The sequence below is a fragment of the Halococcus salsus genome (assembly GCF_009900715.1).
Classification (GTDB): Archaea; Halobacteriota; Halobacteria; order Halobacteriales; family Halococcaceae; genus Halococcus; species Halococcus salsus.
Genome location: NZ_JAAAJC010000001.1, coordinates 601,492 through 616,541, shown reverse-complemented (window position 1 = coordinate 616,541; position 15,050 = coordinate 601,492). Strand labels below are relative to the sequence as shown.

Below are 15,050 nucleotides of genomic sequence, written 5' to 3'. Positions count from 1 at the left end.
GCCGTTGCGGGAGCGGTGCGGGCCTGGAGGATGAAGGGCGAGCACGACCGAAGGGAGTGCGAGGGCTTCTGCGGTGCCGTGCGGTTGCGGAGGTGTCAGTGGTCCTACCGCGAACGAACGAAGTGAGTGAGCGGGCGCGAGGGCGACCAACGGGAGCGCGCAGCGCTTTTGATCCACATTTTGCCAGCGAGCCGAAGGCGAGCGCAGCAAAAGGTGGGGCCCGAAAGGTGGGTTCGCAACCTTTTTTCGCTACGACAGGTTGCCGAGGGTATGGAGGCGGGAGTCGTGATGAGCTGGGTACTGTCAGCGGTGCTGCAGACGGGCCTCCCGACGGCGGTCACGAACGCCACCGAGGAGAACAACTCGAGCAGCCTCCAGCAGGGTTCCGAGCAGACCGTCGACTTCGTCCAGGAGTTGCTGCCGGGCTGGGTTCCCCCGTGGACTATCCAGTTGGTGCTCGCGGTCGTCGTGCTCGTCCTCGCGTGGTACGGCTCGAAGCGGCTCGTCGAACTCCTCGGTCGCCGTGTCGCCCGTCGGTTCCGTCGACCGAGCGTGAGTCGAGCGGTCCTACGGACGATACGCGCCGTCGTGATGTTCTTCGCGCTCCTGATCGCGGCGGGCTTCCTCGGCGTGGGGCTCGACAACATCTTCCTCTCGGTGACGGTGCTCACGGCCGCGGTCGCGGTCGTGATCTCGCCGATCCTCGGTGGGTTCGTCAGCGGGCTGTTCGTCCTCACCGACCAGTCCTACGAGATCGGCGACATGATCGAGATCGTCGACACCGACGGGGGGACGAGGGGGTTCGTCGAGGACATCACCTTCCAGTACACCAAGATCTTCACGCTCGACAACACCTTCCTCGTGATCCCGAACGGCACGATCCGCGAGCGCGACGTGATCAACTACTCGGCCGAGGACCCACGGACCAGGCTCTCGCTCGACATCCTCGTGACCTACGAGGGCGACCTCGACGTGGCGCGCGACCTGATCGAGCGCTCGGCCCGCGACGTCGACAGCGTGATCCGCGGCGGCCCGGACATCCGGATCGGGAGCGCACGCTATCCCGCCGCGCCGACGTGCTACATCAACGAGTTCGCCGACAACGGCGTGTTGTTGACCCTCCGCTACTGGGTGAAGGAGCCGTACAAACTCCTGACAGTGCGCTCGGGGGTGCAGGAGAACGTCTGGGAGGCGTTCGGCGGGGCGGGCGTGGAGTTCCCCTACCCGCACACCCACGTGGTGTTCGACGAGGACGACGAGCCGCGGTTCCGCGATGGGGGACGTAGCCCTGGCGACCCCGGTGGTCCCGGCGGGCTACAGTAGCTCGTCCACGGCCGATGCGTCCACGACCGATCACTCCTTTCGCGGGGCGGTGACGACGTCGCAGTCGAGCTGGTTCCGGAGGAATCGAGCGACGTCGGGTTCGTCGGTGACCCGCCGTATCATCCGCCGCCACCGGCTGGTCTGCTTTCGGCCGATCACCACGACGTCGGCCCCTTCGGTGGCGACTTCGTCGAGGATGGTCTCCTCGACGAGGAACCCCGTCCGAACCGCGTAGCGTGCGTTCGGGAGCCGACCGAACTCGCGTTCGACCGCGCGCTTCAGCTCGGCCTGGGTGACCCGTTGGCTCGCCTGATAGAGGTCGATGTGGAGCACGCTGAGGTTGGCGTCGCGCTCCTCGGCGACGTCGATCGCGGTCCGGAGCGTTCGGCGGGAGTGTTCGCTCAACGGATACCGAACCGGCACGACGACCAGACTCATTCCCCGAACCCAGTGGGGCTGGTGGCCTCAATCTTTCTATCCCGCGAACGAGCGAACCCAGCAGTCACTTGAACGTCGGGGCCCGGATCGGGACATGGACGCGACGACGACCGCCGGCGGGCGGACCCTCTACGTCGACCGCACGGAGGCCGAGCGGGGGTCGAAGGGACCGTTCTTCGCCGCGTACGCCGACGAAGCCGGCGAGAGCCGGTGGGGCTACTTCTGTAGCAACTGCGCCAGTTTCGACAACGCGATGGACGCGATGGGGCGGATCAAGTGCAACGGCTGTGCCAACATCAAGAAACCCGACGAGTGGGACGCCGCCCACGAGTGACCGCCCAAATCCCACCCCACGCGAACACTTATCACGACCGCTATCGTAGTGCTGGCTCATGGGGACTGTTACCACGACCCCGTCCGAGGAGGCCAGATCGATCTTCGCCGACCTCGGCTACACCGTCTCGGAGGACGACGACGGCCTACGGGCCGAACGCAAGTGGCGCGTCGTCCACGTGACCGCCGCCGACGACTCGACGGCGCTACCGGACTCCGGCAACCTCCGGTGTTTCGTCGCGTGGAAGGAGAGCGCCGCCGCCCTCCGTGAACGCCTCCTCGATGCGACCCCCGACTACGACTGGGCGGTGATCGGGGTCGACAACGGTGGGGACTACGAGGTACTCCACCCCTCGTTCGGCCCGAGCCTCGCCGCCTGACGAGGGTCGCCCGCCCACGATCCGGTTCGTCGAGAGCCTCGGCTCACGCGTGAGCCGGTCGAACGTATCGCACGCGTGATTTATCTCCCCGAACCCCGTCCGGAGAACTATGTTCGTCGGTCACGCGGCCCTCGCGTTCGCCCTCGTCGCGGGCGGCGCGCGGCTGTTCGGCTGTTCACGAGACCGGGCGCTCGCCCTCGGTGCGGCGGCCGGTGTGTTCGCCACGGTACCCGACGTCGACATCCTCTACGCACCGGTAGGGATCCTCGGGAGTTCGGGCGGGCTGATGGGAGCGGCCGAGGGCTTCTGGTCGGCGAGCACGCTCGTCCACCGCGCCGTCACCCACTCGCTGGTCGTGGGATGCGTGGCGGCGTTCGCGGTCTGGTGCTGGAGCCGCGCGGGCGGGTTGTCGGCCGACCGAGCACGCAGCGAGCACGCCGTCTCCGTGACCGTTCTCGCCGGGCTGGTCGCGGTGGCGACCCTGGTGAGCGGGGCGCTCGGCGGGTTCGTGATGGGTGTGTTCGCGCTCGCAGGGCTCGTGGTCACCGAGGCCACGATGCGCTACGGCGGGCTCGCGCCGCGGGCGCTGACCGTCGCCGCGCTCGTCGGGCTCCTCAGCCACCCCTTCGGTGACCTCCTCACCGGCGAGCCGCCGGCGATGCTCTACCCGTTCGACGTCACGCTCGTGGCCCACCGGGTCGGGTTCACCGCCGACCCGACCCTGAATCTGCTGGGCGCGTTCTGGGTCGAAGTCGCAACGCTCTGGCTCGCGGTCTCGGTCTACTGCTGGCTCACGCGGCGCTCGGTGCGGCGGGCCGTCCACGGCCGGGCGGCGCTCGGCTTCGCGTACGCCGCCGCGGTGCTCGCCGTTCCCGCCCCGACGATCGACTCCGCTCACACGTTCGTGTTCAGCGTGCTCGCAGTCGGCGTCGTCGGCCCCGCACCGCTCGCGAGCCGCCTGCCCGCGATCTCGAACCGGGAGCCGACGAGGCTCGGTCGGAACGACGACGGGCGGCTCGCCGCCGTCGTGACCGGGCTGGCGGCGGTGACGCTGGCCTCGATCGCCTACGCCGTCGGCTACCTCGTGACGTGACCGATGGGAGACGCTTTATCCCCGGGCGATGAACCCCGACCATGTCGCGGGCGGACCTCGGTCGGGTCATCGAGAGCGAACGAGCGAACGCGTGGCTCGCGTGGGCGGTGGTGGTCGCCGTCGTCGCGGTTGCAGCGGGAGCGACGGTCCGCGGGAAGGTGCTCGGCGCGGTGTTCGCGGCGGGCATCGTCGCGGTCGCGGTGCTCCCGCCCATCTCCTTTCGGAACCGTCGGGCGATGGTACCGTGGGAGATCCTGGCCGTCGCCGCCTTCCCGACGCTCGCGTGGGCGGTCGTCCCCGGGATCGTCGGCAACGTCGCGACCTACGTCTCGGTCGCGGCGCTCGCGCTGATCATCGCGGTCGAACTCCACCTGTTCACCGCGATCGAGATGAGCTACCGCTTCGCGGTGGTGTTCGTCGTCCTCACCACGATGGCGACCGCGGGCGTGTGGGCGCTCACTCGCTGGCTCGCCGACCTCTACTTGGGCACGGGCTTTCTCACGACCGAAACCGCGTTGATGTGGGAGTTCGTGGCCTCGACCATCGCGGGCGTCGGGGCCGGGATAGTCTTCGAGGGGTACGTCCGCCGGCGGGTCCACACGAGTCGGTTTCCGGGGGCGAAACGATGAGGCTTCGTGACCGCTTCGGGGTCTCGACACGCCGTCAGCGCCAGGTCACCCGCGCGATGGAGGTCGGTCTGGCCGGGATGTTTCTGGTGGGGCTCCTCGAAGGCAACACGAAGGTGATCGTCAACACCCTCCTCGCGATCGGGGTGACGCGGCTTCCCAGCCTCCTCCAGCGGGACCTCGGGCTGCCGATGGACGCGGGGCTCACGCTCTGGATAACGAGCGCGGTGTTCCTCCACGCCTTCGGCTCGGTGGGGTTGCCGGGGACCGCGCTCTCGCCCTATCAGTCCTTCTGGTGGTACGACCACCTCACCCACGCGCTCTCGGCGTCGGTGGTCGCCGCGGCGGGCTACGCCACCGTGCGGGCGCTCGACGTCCACAGCGACGACGTTCACTTCCCGCAGGGATTCATGGTGGTCTTCATCTTCCTGTTCGTGCTCGCCTTCGGCGTGCTCTGGGAGGTGATCGAGTTCGCCGTCAGTGGGCTCTCGGGAGCGTTCGGCTCGGGGAGCATCCTCACCCAGTACGGCCTCGAGGACACCATGCTCGACCTCGTCTTCGACACCGTCGGCGCGGCGGTGGTCGCGGTCTGGGGCGGCGCGCGGCTCTCCGGGGTCGCCCAGGCGCTCGCCGCCCGGCTCGACACGTTCGGCCGGAGCCCCGAGTAACGCCCGTTTTCGCTACGAACCGATTAGTCGTAGAAGAAGTATCTTCTGAGCTACATCTTTATGCTCGTTCGTGACCACTAGGGTTGTGACCTCGAATGGGGTGAACGACAATGAGCACGACAGCGACTATCCTCGACGAATCGATCGTAACCGACCTCCGAGCGGCCGTCTCGGGCGACGTCATCACGGCCGACGACGCGGGCTACGAGAAGGCCCGTCAACTCTGGAACGGGGCGGTCGACCGCCATCCCGCTGTCTTCGTTCGTGTCACCTCGACCGACGATGTGGCGACGGCGATAGCGGCCGCCCGTGACCACGACCTCCCGCTGTCGGTGCTCGGCGGCGGCCACCACGTCACCGGGTCGGCGCTCGTCGACGACGGGCTCGTGGTCGACATGAGCGGGATGACCGACGTCACGATCGACCCGGAGCGCCGTACCGCGCGGGTCGGTCCCGGCGCGCGCGTCGCCGACGTACTCGGCCCCGCCCAGGAGCACGGCCTCTCGCCGGTCGTCGGGTCGGCGGCGCAGACCGGTATCGCGGGTTCGACGCTCGCGGGCGGTATCGGCTGGCTTCGCCGGAAGTTCGGCCTCGGGATCGACAACCTCCGGTCGGTCGAACTCGTGACCACCGATGGAGCGGTACTGACCGCGAGCGCGGACGAGAACCCCGACCTGTTCTGGGCGGTCCGCGGTGGCGGCGCGACCGTGGGCGTTGTCACGAGCTTCGAACTCGAGCTCCACGAGGTCGGTCCCGAAGTGGCGATCGCTCAGCTCATCTTCCCGATCGAGCGCGCGGGCGACGTCCTCCGGGCCTACCGGACCCACGCCGCCGAGGCACCCGCCGAACTGACCACGCTGGTCGTGCTGATGCGGATCCCGCCGATCCCGATGGTGCCGCCGGAGGCCATCGGCGCGCCCGTGGTGATGGTCTATGGCGTCTACGCCGGCCCGGTCGAGGAGGGCGAGCAGGTCATGGCGTCCTTCCAGGACTTCGGCGAGCCGCTGATGGACATGAGCGGCCCACAGCCGCTCGCGGGCGTCCACGAGGTCGCACGCCTGCTGTTCCCGGACGCGCGACGCTACTCGTGGCACTCGGCGTACGCCACGGAACTCGCCGACGACGACCTCGACGCCATGGTCGACGCGCTGCTCGCGGCACCCACGAACGAGTGCGAACTCGGGATCTGGCACCTCGGCGGGGCGGTCAGCGAGGTCGCCCCCGACGCGACCGCCTACCCCCACCGGAACGCCGAGTTCCTCCTGAGCGTCGAAGGGGGCTGGGACGACCCCGAGAACGACGAGGCGTGCGAGTCGTGGGCCCGCGAGATCTGGGACCACCTCTGGGCGAGTTCGGCAACCATCGAGGGCTTCTACGCCGGCTTCCCCGGCTTCGTCGCGGAGGGCGAACGCGCCCGGATGATCTACGGCGACAACTACGACCGCCTCGCGTCGATGGCGGCGGAGTACGACCCCGAGAACCTCCTCGGGAGTGGCCCGACCGTCGAACCGACCCCCTGAGTCGGAAGCGAATAGTCAGCCGTCAGGGGTCGAGAGCTCCGTCTTCGACGAACACCGTTTCACCGGCACGCACCGTCTCGCCCTTCTCGACCGCGAGGTCCTCGACCTCGACGTGTGGAGGCAGGATCACGTCGACGCGGCTCCCGAAACTGATGTGCCCGATCCGCTGGCCCCGAGCGATCTCGTCGCCCGCCGCCACGTCGGGGTGGATCCGGCGGGCGAACGCGCCCGCGATCTGCACCACCGTGAACGCCCCGCAGTCGATCCGCACCTTCTCGTTTCGGTCCGAGTCCTTCGAGAACGCCGGCCGGTTCGCGCCCGGCGAGTGGGTCACCGACTCGACGCGACCCGCGAGCGGCGCGCGGTTGACGTGGACGTCCAGCACGTTCATGTAGACCCCGACGCGCAGGCGGTCGCCCTCGCGTCGAACCACCGAGACGCGGCCGTCGGCAGGGGCGACGACCCCGGAGTCAGGGACCACGCGCTCGGGGTCGCGGTGGAAGACGAGCGCGAGCGCGCCGGCCGCCAGTGCCGCCAGCGCCGCGAGGGGCGAGAGGGGCCACGCGACCGGCGCGAGGACGAGCGCCGGCGTGGCGTAGCGCCACGCGTGGGATGCGATCCGCATTCGATAGCGGGTATTCCCATTCGCTACCTGTGTCTTCCGGTCTCGTCCGACCATCGCACTTATTCGCCTCGCTGGAGTACGACCCGCGAATGGAGCGCCGCCACGCCACCTACCCGTTCCTCGACGGAGCACGCGAGGCCGTCGCGGAGCTCGACCCCGACCTCCGTGCGCTCGCCGACGAGGAGCGGGTGGTCGCGCGCGCGACCGAGCGCGTCGAGCGCGCGCTCACCGAGGGCGACATCGGCGAGCCCCATCGCGACGTCCGCACCGAACTCCTCTCGTACCCGCTGGCCCGCGTCCTGGTCTCGCTCGTCGACGAACACATCCTGACACGGCGCTACGCACGGAGCGAGGCCAGCGCCGCCCACGAGCGCTTCACCGCCGCCGAGGGCTCGAAGCTCAAGAGCGCACGCGAACAGCCGCTCACGGCCGACGACCTCCTCGTGGAGTTCGACCTCGCGCGCCACATCCACCCCGCCGAGACCGACCTCGACGACCACCTCGTCGAGGTCGGCGCGTACCTCCCGCTCGCGGCCGACATGCGTGGCGAGGGCTGGCGGCTGGTCAACCGCGCGCTCGCCGACGGGATGGTGCCGGTCTCGACCGCCGAACGCGACGACCTCCTCCGGAAGGCGGTCGAGCGCCGCGTCGCCGACGGGCTCCCCCTCTCCGTTCCGACCGCCGTCGGCGACGCGCTCGACGGCCCCGTGGCCGACCTCCGCGAGACGCTCGCCGACCTCGACCTCACCCGCGACATCGACACCGTGGTGCCCGAGCGCTTCCCGCCGTGCATGAAGGCGCTACTCGACGGGGTCCAGAAGGGCGACCACCTCGCTCACCACTCGCGCTTCGCGATCACCGCCTTCCTCGCCTCGATCGGGATGACCACCGACGAGATCGTCGACCTCTACACCGTGAACCCGGGTTTCGCGGAGGACATCACACGGTACCAGACCGACCACATCCGTGGCGAGACCGGACCCACGGAGTACTCACCCCCGTCGTGTGCCACGATGCAGTCCTACGGCGACTGTATCAACAAGGACGAGCGGTGTGAGACCATCTCGCACCCGCTGGCCTACTACGAGAAGGCGCTCGACGACGCCGACGAGGAGGAGCTCACCGACTGGCGTGAGGCGAACGGAGAAACCGACGACGAGGGCGAAGCCGAGGCCTGAAGCTGCTACTGGCCGGCGAGGAAGTAGCCCGCGATCGACATCGCCACGATGAAGAAGGCGACGCTGCCGATCAGCGCGAACGGGCCGAGGCCGACGAGCTGGTGGTTCGCCCCCTCGAAGAGAACGCCGACGACGACGATCACGACGAGGAACATCGCCACGGCGACGATGGAAACCACGGCCTCGACCAGCGTCTCCCGTTCCATGACCGGTGATTCCGTCGGCCCTGAGAAAAGCGCTTCGAACCCCGCCGACGGGTTTAGGCCGTTCCAGCCCCTCTTTCCACTGACGGCAGAACACGTCCGAGAGACGTTGCTGCCTGAGAAAACCCATGACGCACACCAGAAACACACCCGCGTCACGAATCGAATCGCTCGCCCCCGACCTCGGGGCCCTCCCCGCCCGCGCCGCCCGAGCGTGGACCGAACGCATGGCGGTGTCACCGCTCGGCGGCGGTCAGTACGTCGTCGAGACCGAGGCCGACGCGAACCACGTCGTCGACCTCCCCCACGGCCGGTGTTCGTGCCCCGACCACGTCCGCCGCGGCGCGCGCTGTAAACACCTTCGGCGGGTCGCCATCGAGGTCACGCAGGGGCGGGTCCCACCACCCGGCTCGCGCGCCACCGACTGTCTCGCGTGCGGTCGGACGACGTTCGTTCCCGAGACCATCCGACTGCCGCTGTGTGAGTTCTGTACGTACCGCCCCGGCGAGCGCGTCCGCGACCGCGAGACCGGCGACTACCTCGTCGTCGCGGGCGTGGTCGACCGTCGAGCGGACGAGGTCGAGATCCGGAACCTCGACACGACCGTTGCGGCACATCCGACGAACCGCGCCTACGACCCCGGCGAACCGGTGGTCGAGGTGACCTATCCCGGCAGCGACCGGCGCTACTCGTTCCCGCGGTCGCGGCTCGTGCGCCGACCGCTGGACGGTCGCGGCGGTGGGTCGATCGCGACGGTCTGAGTCGAACGCAATCCGTTTGTTTCGGCGGCCACGGTCGGGGGTATGAGCTGGAAAGCGCTGTTCGAGCGCGCAGCCGAGTACGACGTGACGCCCGAGGCAGTCAGCGAGGCGCTCGCGACGCGTCGCGATGACTGACCGACCCGATCCCGCGCGAGTCGTGGCCGACGCCGACGTGCTCGCGGCGGACCTGCTCTGCGGCGGCGCGGCCCGCGAGGCGCTCGACCTCGTGCGCGCCCACTCGTGGGTCTCGCTGGTCGCGAGCGACGCCCTCCTCGCGGACGCGGCGGCCGTCGTCGCGACTCTCGCGGACGACGGCCTCGCCGACGCGTGGCGCGAGCGGATCGACGAGCTGCGGGTTCGCGTCGAACAGTCGGCGGGCGACCACCCGGCGCTCGCGTCGGCCGCGGCGGGCGACGCGGCCCACCTCCTCACGTTCGACGACGGGCTCCGGACCGCGAGAACCGGGGCCGAACTCCGCCCGTACGTCGACGTGAGCGTCAAACACCCTAGGGGATTCGCCCAGCTCTTCGACCCCGAAACCCTCCATCCGACCGCCGTCGGCGGCGAGTATCCGGGTCCCGACCGCGACCCACGGGCCTGATCAGAGGGGTTTCTCCATCCCGACGACGGCCAGCCCGCCGGGGCTCTCGCCCTCGCCGACGCGCTCGTAACCGGCACGCTCGTAGAACCCGACCGCGTTGAGCGACGACTGGAGCGAGAGGCGGTCGAGACCGCGGCCCCGCGCGTAGCCTTCGAGTTCGGCGAGCAGCGCGCTCCCGACGCCGTGGCGCGCGTGATCGGGATGGACGTAGACCGCGTGGACCTCGCCCACGGCGGGGACGAGATGGCCGAAACCCGCGACCGCTCCGTCGCGAACCGCGACGACGACGTGCTCGTCGTCGGTGTCGGGTTCGTAGTCCGCGGGTGACCGGCCTCCGGGTTTCGCCCACCGTCGAGCCGCGTCGGCGTCGTAGTACTCGGGCCCGAACGCGCGGACGCTGGCGGTGTGGAGGGCGGGGAGCGCGGCGCGGTCGGCGGCGGTCGCGGGACGGACGTACATACGTCCCGCTCGACCCGACCGGTCGTGGTTCTCGCGGTCGTGCAGTCTCATCCGTCGAACGACATCCGTCCGTCGAACACAGTAGAAAATCACTCAGTCGATCCGGAGCGTGTCCCGAATATATGGCGAGCGAGCGGTGGTCGACGGTATGGGTTTCAGACCACTCGTTCGACGACTCGGACTGGGCGCGCTGTGTCTCGCGGTACTCACGATGGGGCTCGTCGCCCCCGCGGCGGCACACGGCTGCCAGCACACCACGACCGCGAACCTCACCACGGGTACCGACACGACCGCCTCGGCGACCGCGGCCGGAGCCCCGGCGACCGCAACCGGAACAACGCCGTGTTCGACGGTGGATACGACCTCCGAGACACGCTCTCCCGGATCGGGTGAAACGACGACCACCGCACACACCGCTCACACCACCGATACCCAGCGATCCGAGAGTGGAGGCGGTCACGACTCGGTCCTCTGGAAACTCACCACGATACAGTTCCTCTCGGGGACGTCGATGGTGCTCGCCGGTGGGGCGCTCTGGGCCGCGGTGCTGGCCTATCGTGGGACCGACTGATACCCAGGCGAAACGGTTCGTTCGAATACGATATTTTATGGCAGTTTGTTGTCAACTAAAGGGTGGTGGCTCCGAACCGGAGGTGTGGTGAAAAACGGATGTCACTGACACGACGGAACTTCCTGCAAACGGGCGGCGCGGCGGCGGTCGCCGCGGTCGGCGTCCCGACGGTCGGGGTCGCATCGAAGCGGTCGTCGGATACCCTCTGGACGAGGGTCGACTCGCCGACGACGAAGACGTTGTACGGGGTGGTCGATACCGTCGAGGGACCGTTCGCGGTCGGGGCGGGTGGTGACGTGCTCGCGCGCCGGAAGAGCGGCTGGCAGACGGTCGTCGACTACGGCCCGCAGGCGCGAAGCCGGCCGTTGCGAGCCATCGACGTGACCAGCGACGGCAAGGCGATCTGGTTCGTCGGCGGGTCGGGCGTCATCGGCGAGTACAACGTCGTCACGGAGACCCTCACGAACTACTCCGCGCCGAAGGGCAAGACCAGCACCTGGGAGGGCTGTTCGGTGGTCGGGAAAGCCGACACCGACGAACGGCTCTTCTTCGTCAACGGCTCGGGCGAGCTCCTCGTCGGTACTCGCCGGAAGAACGGCGCGATCAAGTACGAGAAGGTCACCAAACCCGGTGGCGGGTCGACGATCCCGGCCATCGACTTCCACGGTCGGACGGCGGGACACGTCTGCTCGACCAGTCAGTTCGTCGCCGAAACCACCGACGGCGGCACGAACTGGAAGCGCATCGGGATCGACTTCGCGGGCGAGGGGTTCTTCGACATCGCCAGCGTCGGGCCGAAGGACGTGAACGTCGCCGCCGGCAACGGGATCGTCTACCGCTACGACGGCTTCCGGTGGACGCCACACGTCATCGACGACGGTCGGCAGGCGATCCGGGCCCTCGACCGCGACGGGGCGAAGGGGCTCGCCGCGGGAAGCGGCGGCAAGGTCTACGAGCGCCGCTCCGCCGGCCAGTGGAACCGGCTGCGGACGCCGGTCAAAGCCAAACTCAAGGGCGTCGCCCGCGGGAAGACCCACGACGTCGCGGTCGGTGCCGGCGGGACGATCGTCGAACGGTCCGTCGAGCGGTCGTCGTCGACGCTCCCGGACGGGAACAAATCGGTCAACCGGTACGTCGAGGGCACCGTCGAGATGGCGGTGGAGTAGCCGCCGTTTCGGCGGACGTGAGAGCCGGTCACGACGACGGGAGGGCGGTGTGGTCCGAGTCTACAGCCGTCTTTCGGGTGGTGGCCCATCACGATCGGTCCTCCCGACAGGTATAATCGTTCCACGGGCGTAGTGAACCGCCCGAACGATGAGAGTTACGAACGGAACGGTCTACCGTGGTGCCGCATCGGATCGGAAACCCGAGCGACCCGTCAGGAGGCGATAGAATGCCCTGGGGCGTCCACTCGGAGTTCACCGAGGAGGAAGGACCGGAGGTCAAGATCGACGAAGAACAGGAGGGTGTCGACCGAACCGAGGCGGGAAGCGAGACCACCGAGGCGTTCGACATCGACGACGCGATCGCGAACCTCGACTGGGACTGAGACCGGGTTCTCCGGCCGCCTCGATGGGTTTCGTCGGTGCCGAGCTCAGCCCGACCGGGCGGTCTCGACGGCACGGACGAACTCCGCTGCCTGCTCTCGAACGCCGTCCATGTCGCCGTTCTCGATGGCCTCGTAGTTGACGAGCGCCGACCCGGCACCCACCGACATGGCACCGGCCTCGAAGAACGCGCCAGCGTTCTCCGCCGAGACCCCGCCCGTGGGCATCAGCGGGATGTCGCCCAGCGGGCCCCGGAGCGCGCTGATGTGACCCGGCCCGACCGTCGCCGCCGGGAACACCTTCAGGACGTCCGCGCCGGCGTTCATCGCGTCGACGGCCTCCGTCGGCGTCATGATCCCCGGAACGCAAACGACGTCGGCTTCGTTGCAGGCCGCGACCACTTCTGGTTCGAAGTTGGGTGCGAGCACGAACTCCGCGCCCGCGTCGATGACCTCGTTGGCGGTTTCGGCGTCCATGACGGTGCCAGCCCCGACGATCGCGTCCGTCCCCTCGAGGTCCTCGTCGATGGCGGCGATCATCTCGGCGGGGCGGTCGGCGTCCGCCGTGACTTCGAGCGCCGTCACCCCGCCCTCGTGGATCGCGTTCGCTACCTCGACGATGACGTCCTCGGGGATCGAACGGAGGACCGCGACGACCCCGCTGTCGGCGAGCCGCTGTTGAACGACTGCTTTCTCCATGGGTTCGCTACCAACGGTGTCGGAAAAAGCACTCCGGTAGGAACGGCACGGCGGGTCGTCACCGGAACCGTAAAGACTGTTGGGCAGGCCACGGAAGAGAGCGGTATGTCCCCCGCTCGTTCGCGCCCCCTCCCGCGCATCGGGGTCGACACCGTGCTGTGGGTCGACTCCACCCCGAGACGGTTCGGTCCCGGTCGGGAGGTCGTCGCGGCGTGACCATCCCGCCCGAGCGGCGAACGAACGCGATTCAAACGCGGTCGTCGACCCTCGGCCGGGTGTTCGCGAGCGATCGGGTCCGGGCGCTCGTCGAAGGGGTGATCCTGGCGGTGGTCGCGCTCGGGGTCTACCTCGTCGCGGTCTACCCGCTTTCGGTGACGGTGACACCCATCGGGACCGGTTCACCCCTGAACCTGCTCGTGCTGGTCGCGACGGTACTAGTACTCAGCGGTGTCTACGACCTGCTCAGACGGCTCCTCCGGTGAGGCTCAAATGACGTCGTGGTGCTCGTAGAAACGCCGTACCCGCGGGTCGTCGAGCAGCGGACGATGAACCTGAAACACGCGGACCCCGCTGCACGTGTTGCCCTCGATCACGGTGAACTCGCCGGGGTCGGTCACGACGATGTCCCACCCCACGTAGGGGATCTGGGGGAACCGTCCCGCCAGCGCCGTCATCTTCTCCTTCACCGCCTCCCAGCCGGGGACCTCCTGCCCGGCTATCGCGTTCCCCGTCTCCGGGTGGGTCGAGTGCCACTCGAGGGAGCCATCGTATGGGTACTGAACCCCCTCCCCCAGTCGTCCCGTCGAGCGGTCGATCGCCGCCGAGAGCCCCCCGCGCGACCAGTTGTCGCGGGGGGCGGACCGCTCCGTCCCGATCCGGTGGACCGCGTCGGCGATGAACGGTTCGTCGGTGTCGGGGTCCCACATCGTGAGCACGCGGATCGTGTTCGAGGCGTCCGGGAAGAGGTCGTCCGCGTAGTCGGCCTGTTCGACGAACTCACAAACGAGATAGCCGTCGAGCGAGGCCACCAGTTCCTCGAACTCCCGCTCGGACCGTTCCGCTCCGTTGACGAAGTAGTCCCCGTCGGTCAGCGAACAGATGAGGACGCGGTTGCCGCTCACCCCGTAGATCGGTTTCAGGACGAGTCGGTTCTCCGAGGTCAGGTACTCCTTGACCCGCGATACCGAGTCGGTGGTGCGGTCGTTCGCGTTCTTCGCCTCGTCGCTCGAACCGTCGTCCAGAGCGTCCACGGCGGTGAACTGTCCGCGATGGAGGTGACCGTGGACCGTCGAGCGGTGGGCGTCGAACGGTTGGAGGAGCCGGTGAAAGAGCAGTTTGTTCTGGAGGGAGGTCCGCCACTGGCCGTTGATCGGCCGGGTGAGTTCGCGTTGATAGCTCGAGAGGTAGCGGTGGTAGGTCCGCTCGTCGACGTCGTACAGCACGTCGGCTTGGCTGATGAACCCGTGCCGCCAGAGCCACAGCCGCCGGCTGATCGGCATCTCGAAGAGCGACCACGCCGTAGCCTCCTCGTGAACCACCAGTTCTAGAAACGGCTTCACACCGCGCTGGGAGAGCCGCCGCAGTCCGTCGCCCGACCGCCAATAGAGTTTGCTCGACACACGATGGAGCGGATTCATAACCACTTCGGCAGCGGAAGCGCGTATAGGTAGCCCTTCTGCATGAGGCCGAGCGGTGGATTGGGCGACGGGTGAGACGGGCGATGCCACGCAACGGATCCCGTTTCCCGGCCCTACTTGCGGACGTCCTCCCGCGACGACACCCACTGGGTCGGAACATCCAAGGATATGAGGAAGGCTATCGGGATTCGTCTTCGTCGAAAGTGGGAGGGTGGACCAGCGGGAGGGAGGTCACGGAGTGATGCCACGCAACGGCCCTCTTCTGGCCTGAATGAACGTTTAGTCCAGATCGATATAAGCCTTGTGTGAGTTCTCACCCCCGAGAGGAGCGAGAAAAACCCGACCACGGTTCGACGAAACGGAACCCTCGACCCGGATCGACTCGAGAG

General features: G+C 68.5%; 20 protein-coding genes. 14 read left to right on the top strand and 6 right to left on the bottom strand.

What is annotated here, in order from left to right:
• Window positions 1-270: 270 nt before the first annotated feature.
• On the top strand, window positions 271-1,323 hold the full coding sequence (locus tag GT355_RS03245; protein WP_160133305.1) for a mechanosensitive ion channel family protein: 1,053 nt from the start codon (window positions 271-273) through the stop codon (window positions 1,321-1,323).
• A 30-nt stretch (window positions 1,324-1,353) separates the two neighbouring features.
• On the opposite strand, the gene GT355_RS03240 is transcribed toward GT355_RS03245, so the two are convergent.
• The gene (locus tag GT355_RS03240) at window positions 1,354-1,761 is read right to left on the bottom strand and encodes a universal stress protein (RefSeq protein ID WP_120069626.1); all 408 of its coding nucleotides are present in this window, start codon (window positions 1,759-1,761) and stop codon (window positions 1,354-1,356) included.
• A gap of 94 nt (window positions 1,762-1,855) precedes the next feature.
• Between GT355_RS03240 and GT355_RS03235 the strand changes: the two genes are divergently transcribed.
• From GT355_RS03235 to GT355_RS03210, 6 genes are all read left to right on the top strand, one after another.
• Window positions 1,856-2,095: a DUF5816 domain-containing protein gene (locus GT355_RS03235; protein WP_160133304.1), complete on the top strand. Its 240-nt coding sequence runs from the start codon at window positions 1,856-1,858 to the stop codon at window positions 2,093-2,095.
• A 58-nt stretch (window positions 2,096-2,153) separates the two neighbouring features.
• Entirely contained in the window at window positions 2,154-2,474 is a 321-nt protein-coding gene (locus GT355_RS03230) for a DUF7116 family protein (RefSeq protein ID WP_120069620.1), read from the top strand.
• A 109-nt stretch (window positions 2,475-2,583) separates the two neighbouring features.
• Window positions 2,584-3,567, top strand: coding sequence for a metal-dependent hydrolase (locus GT355_RS03225; RefSeq protein ID WP_160133303.1), 984 nt, complete (start codon window positions 2,584-2,586; stop codon window positions 3,565-3,567).
• A 41-nt stretch (window positions 3,568-3,608) separates the two neighbouring features.
• On the top strand, window positions 3,609-4,196 hold the full coding sequence (locus tag GT355_RS03220) for a hypothetical protein (RefSeq protein WP_160133302.1): 588 nt from the start codon (window positions 3,609-3,611) through the stop codon (window positions 4,194-4,196).
• A complete protein-coding gene (locus GT355_RS03215) occupies window positions 4,193-4,861 on the top strand; it encodes a DUF2238 domain-containing protein (protein WP_120069612.1) in 669 nt (222 codons plus the stop codon). The genes GT355_RS03220 and GT355_RS03215 overlap by 4 nt, the downstream gene beginning before the upstream one ends.
• A gap of 110 nt (window positions 4,862-4,971) precedes the next feature.
• Window positions 4,972-6,381 carry an FAD-binding oxidoreductase gene (locus tag GT355_RS03210; RefSeq protein WP_160133301.1) on the top strand — a complete coding sequence of 470 codons (1,410 nt, stop codon included), beginning with the start codon at window positions 4,972-4,974 and terminating at the stop codon, window positions 6,379-6,381.
• Between the two features lie 22 nt (window positions 6,382-6,403).
• Here the strand turns inward: GT355_RS03210 and GT355_RS03205 are convergent, their stop codons facing one another.
• Window positions 6,404-7,006, bottom strand: a complete 603-nt coding sequence (locus tag GT355_RS03205; protein WP_160133300.1) for a protein sorting system archaetidylserine decarboxylase — start codon at window positions 7,004-7,006, stop codon at window positions 6,404-6,406.
• Window positions 7,007-7,095: 89 nt separating this feature from the next.
• Here GT355_RS03205 and priL point away from each other — a divergent pair, with 89 nt between their 5' ends.
• Window positions 7,096-8,184: a DNA primase regulatory subunit PriL gene (gene priL / locus GT355_RS03200; RefSeq protein ID WP_160133299.1), complete on the top strand. Its 1,089-nt coding sequence runs from the start codon at window positions 7,096-7,098 to the stop codon at window positions 8,182-8,184.
• A gap of 5 nt (window positions 8,185-8,189) precedes the next feature.
• On the opposite strand, the gene GT355_RS03195 is transcribed toward priL, so the two are convergent.
• Entirely contained in the window at window positions 8,190-8,390 is a 201-nt protein-coding gene (locus GT355_RS03195) for a DUF7472 family protein (protein WP_120069605.1), read from the bottom strand.
• Window positions 8,391-8,515: 125 nt separating this feature from the next.
• On the opposite strand from GT355_RS03195, the gene GT355_RS03190 reads away from it, so the two are divergent.
• Window positions 8,516-9,148 carry an SWIM zinc finger family protein gene (locus GT355_RS03190; RefSeq protein ID WP_160133298.1) on the top strand — a complete coding sequence of 211 codons (633 nt, stop codon included), beginning with the start codon at window positions 8,516-8,518 and terminating at the stop codon, window positions 9,146-9,148.
• Between the two features lie 127 nt (window positions 9,149-9,275).
• Complete coding sequence (locus GT355_RS03185) at window positions 9,276-9,749, top strand: DUF7384 family protein (RefSeq protein ID WP_160133297.1); 474 nt, start codon at window positions 9,276-9,278, stop codon at window positions 9,747-9,749.
• Here GT355_RS03185 and GT355_RS03180 read toward each other — a convergent pair whose 3' ends face one another.
• Window positions 9,750-10,208, bottom strand: a complete 459-nt coding sequence (locus tag GT355_RS03180) for a GNAT family N-acetyltransferase (RefSeq protein WP_160133296.1) — start codon at window positions 10,206-10,208, stop codon at window positions 9,750-9,752.
• Window positions 10,209-10,356: 148 nt separating this feature from the next.
• On the opposite strand from GT355_RS03180, the gene GT355_RS03175 reads away from it, so the two are divergent.
• The 3 genes from GT355_RS03175 to GT355_RS03165 all read left to right on the top strand — a co-directional run bounded on the left by GT355_RS03175 (window position 10,357) and on the right by GT355_RS03165 (window position 12,328).
• The gene (locus GT355_RS03175) at window positions 10,357-10,779 is read left to right on the top strand and encodes a hypothetical protein (RefSeq protein ID WP_160133295.1); all 423 of its coding nucleotides are present in this window, start codon (window positions 10,357-10,359) and stop codon (window positions 10,777-10,779) included.
• Window positions 10,780-10,877: 98 nt separating this feature from the next.
• A complete protein-coding gene (locus tag GT355_RS03170) occupies window positions 10,878-11,945 on the top strand; it encodes a sialidase family protein (protein ID WP_160133294.1) in 1,068 nt (355 codons plus the stop codon).
• Between the two features lie 227 nt (window positions 11,946-12,172).
• Window positions 12,173-12,328 carry a hypothetical protein gene (locus GT355_RS03165; protein WP_160133293.1) on the top strand — a complete coding sequence of 52 codons (156 nt, stop codon included), beginning with the start codon at window positions 12,173-12,175 and terminating at the stop codon, window positions 12,326-12,328.
• A gap of 45 nt (window positions 12,329-12,373) precedes the next feature.
• Here GT355_RS03165 and GT355_RS03160 read toward each other — a convergent pair whose 3' ends face one another.
• On the bottom strand, window positions 12,374-13,024 hold the full coding sequence (locus tag GT355_RS03160) for a bifunctional 4-hydroxy-2-oxoglutarate aldolase/2-dehydro-3-deoxy-phosphogluconate aldolase (RefSeq protein ID WP_160133292.1): 651 nt from the start codon (window positions 13,022-13,024) through the stop codon (window positions 12,374-12,376).
• A 212-nt stretch (window positions 13,025-13,236) separates the two neighbouring features.
• Between GT355_RS03160 and GT355_RS03155 the strand changes: the two genes are divergently transcribed.
• A complete protein-coding gene (locus tag GT355_RS03155; protein WP_160133291.1) occupies window positions 13,237-13,506 on the top strand; it encodes a hypothetical protein in 270 nt (89 codons plus the stop codon).
• Window positions 13,507-13,509: 3 nt separating this feature from the next.
• On the opposite strand, the gene GT355_RS03150 is transcribed toward GT355_RS03155, so the two are convergent.
• Window positions 13,510-14,661: a sugar-transfer associated ATP-grasp domain-containing protein gene (locus tag GT355_RS03150; RefSeq protein WP_160133290.1), complete on the bottom strand. Its 1,152-nt coding sequence runs from the start codon at window positions 14,659-14,661 to the stop codon at window positions 13,510-13,512.
• Window positions 14,662-15,050: the final 389 nt, after the last annotated feature.

What these genes read in the sequence shown, in the direction of transcription:
- GT355_RS03245 (WP_160133305.1), top strand. Translation starts at nt 271, where the DNA reads ATGGAGGCGGGAGTCGTGATGAGCTGGGTACTGTCAGCGGTGCTGCAG.
- GT355_RS03240 (WP_120069626.1), bottom strand. Translation starts at nt 1,761, where the DNA reads ATGAGTCTGGTCGTCGTGCCGGTTCGGTATCCGTTGAGCGAACACTCC.
- GT355_RS03235 (WP_160133304.1), top strand. Translation starts at nt 1,856, where the DNA reads ATGGACGCGACGACGACCGCCGGCGGGCGGACCCTCTACGTCGACCGC.
- GT355_RS03230 (WP_120069620.1), top strand. Translation starts at nt 2,154, where the DNA reads ATGGGGACTGTTACCACGACCCCGTCCGAGGAGGCCAGATCGATCTTC.
- GT355_RS03225 (WP_160133303.1), top strand. Translation starts at nt 2,584, where the DNA reads ATGTTCGTCGGTCACGCGGCCCTCGCGTTCGCCCTCGTCGCGGGCGGC.
- GT355_RS03220 (WP_160133302.1), top strand. Translation starts at nt 3,609, where the DNA reads ATGTCGCGGGCGGACCTCGGTCGGGTCATCGAGAGCGAACGAGCGAAC.
- GT355_RS03215 (WP_120069612.1), top strand. Translation starts at nt 4,193, where the DNA reads ATGAGGCTTCGTGACCGCTTCGGGGTCTCGACACGCCGTCAGCGCCAG.
- GT355_RS03210 (WP_160133301.1), top strand. Translation starts at nt 4,972, where the DNA reads ATGAGCACGACAGCGACTATCCTCGACGAATCGATCGTAACCGACCTC.
- GT355_RS03205 (WP_160133300.1), bottom strand. Translation starts at nt 7,006, where the DNA reads ATGCGGATCGCATCCCACGCGTGGCGCTACGCCACGCCGGCGCTCGTC.
- priL (WP_160133299.1), top strand. Translation starts at nt 7,096, where the DNA reads ATGGAGCGCCGCCACGCCACCTACCCGTTCCTCGACGGAGCACGCGAG.
- GT355_RS03195 (WP_120069605.1), bottom strand. Translation starts at nt 8,390, where the DNA reads ATGGAACGGGAGACGCTGGTCGAGGCCGTGGTTTCCATCGTCGCCGTG.
- GT355_RS03190 (WP_160133298.1), top strand. Translation starts at nt 8,516, where the DNA reads ATGACGCACACCAGAAACACACCCGCGTCACGAATCGAATCGCTCGCC.
- GT355_RS03185 (WP_160133297.1), top strand. Translation starts at nt 9,276, where the DNA reads ATGACTGACCGACCCGATCCCGCGCGAGTCGTGGCCGACGCCGACGTG.
- GT355_RS03180 (WP_160133296.1), bottom strand. Translation starts at nt 10,208, where the DNA reads ATGTACGTCCGTCCCGCGACCGCCGCCGACCGCGCCGCGCTCCCCGCC.
- GT355_RS03175 (WP_160133295.1), top strand. Translation starts at nt 10,357, where the DNA reads ATGGGTTTCAGACCACTCGTTCGACGACTCGGACTGGGCGCGCTGTGT.
- GT355_RS03170 (WP_160133294.1), top strand. Translation starts at nt 10,878, where the DNA reads ATGTCACTGACACGACGGAACTTCCTGCAAACGGGCGGCGCGGCGGCG.
- GT355_RS03165 (WP_160133293.1), top strand. Translation starts at nt 12,173, where the DNA reads ATGCCCTGGGGCGTCCACTCGGAGTTCACCGAGGAGGAAGGACCGGAG.
- GT355_RS03160 (WP_160133292.1), bottom strand. Translation starts at nt 13,024, where the DNA reads ATGGAGAAAGCAGTCGTTCAACAGCGGCTCGCCGACAGCGGGGTCGTC.
- GT355_RS03150 (WP_160133290.1), bottom strand. Translation starts at nt 14,661, where the DNA reads ATGAATCCGCTCCATCGTGTGTCGAGCAAACTCTATTGGCGGTCGGGC.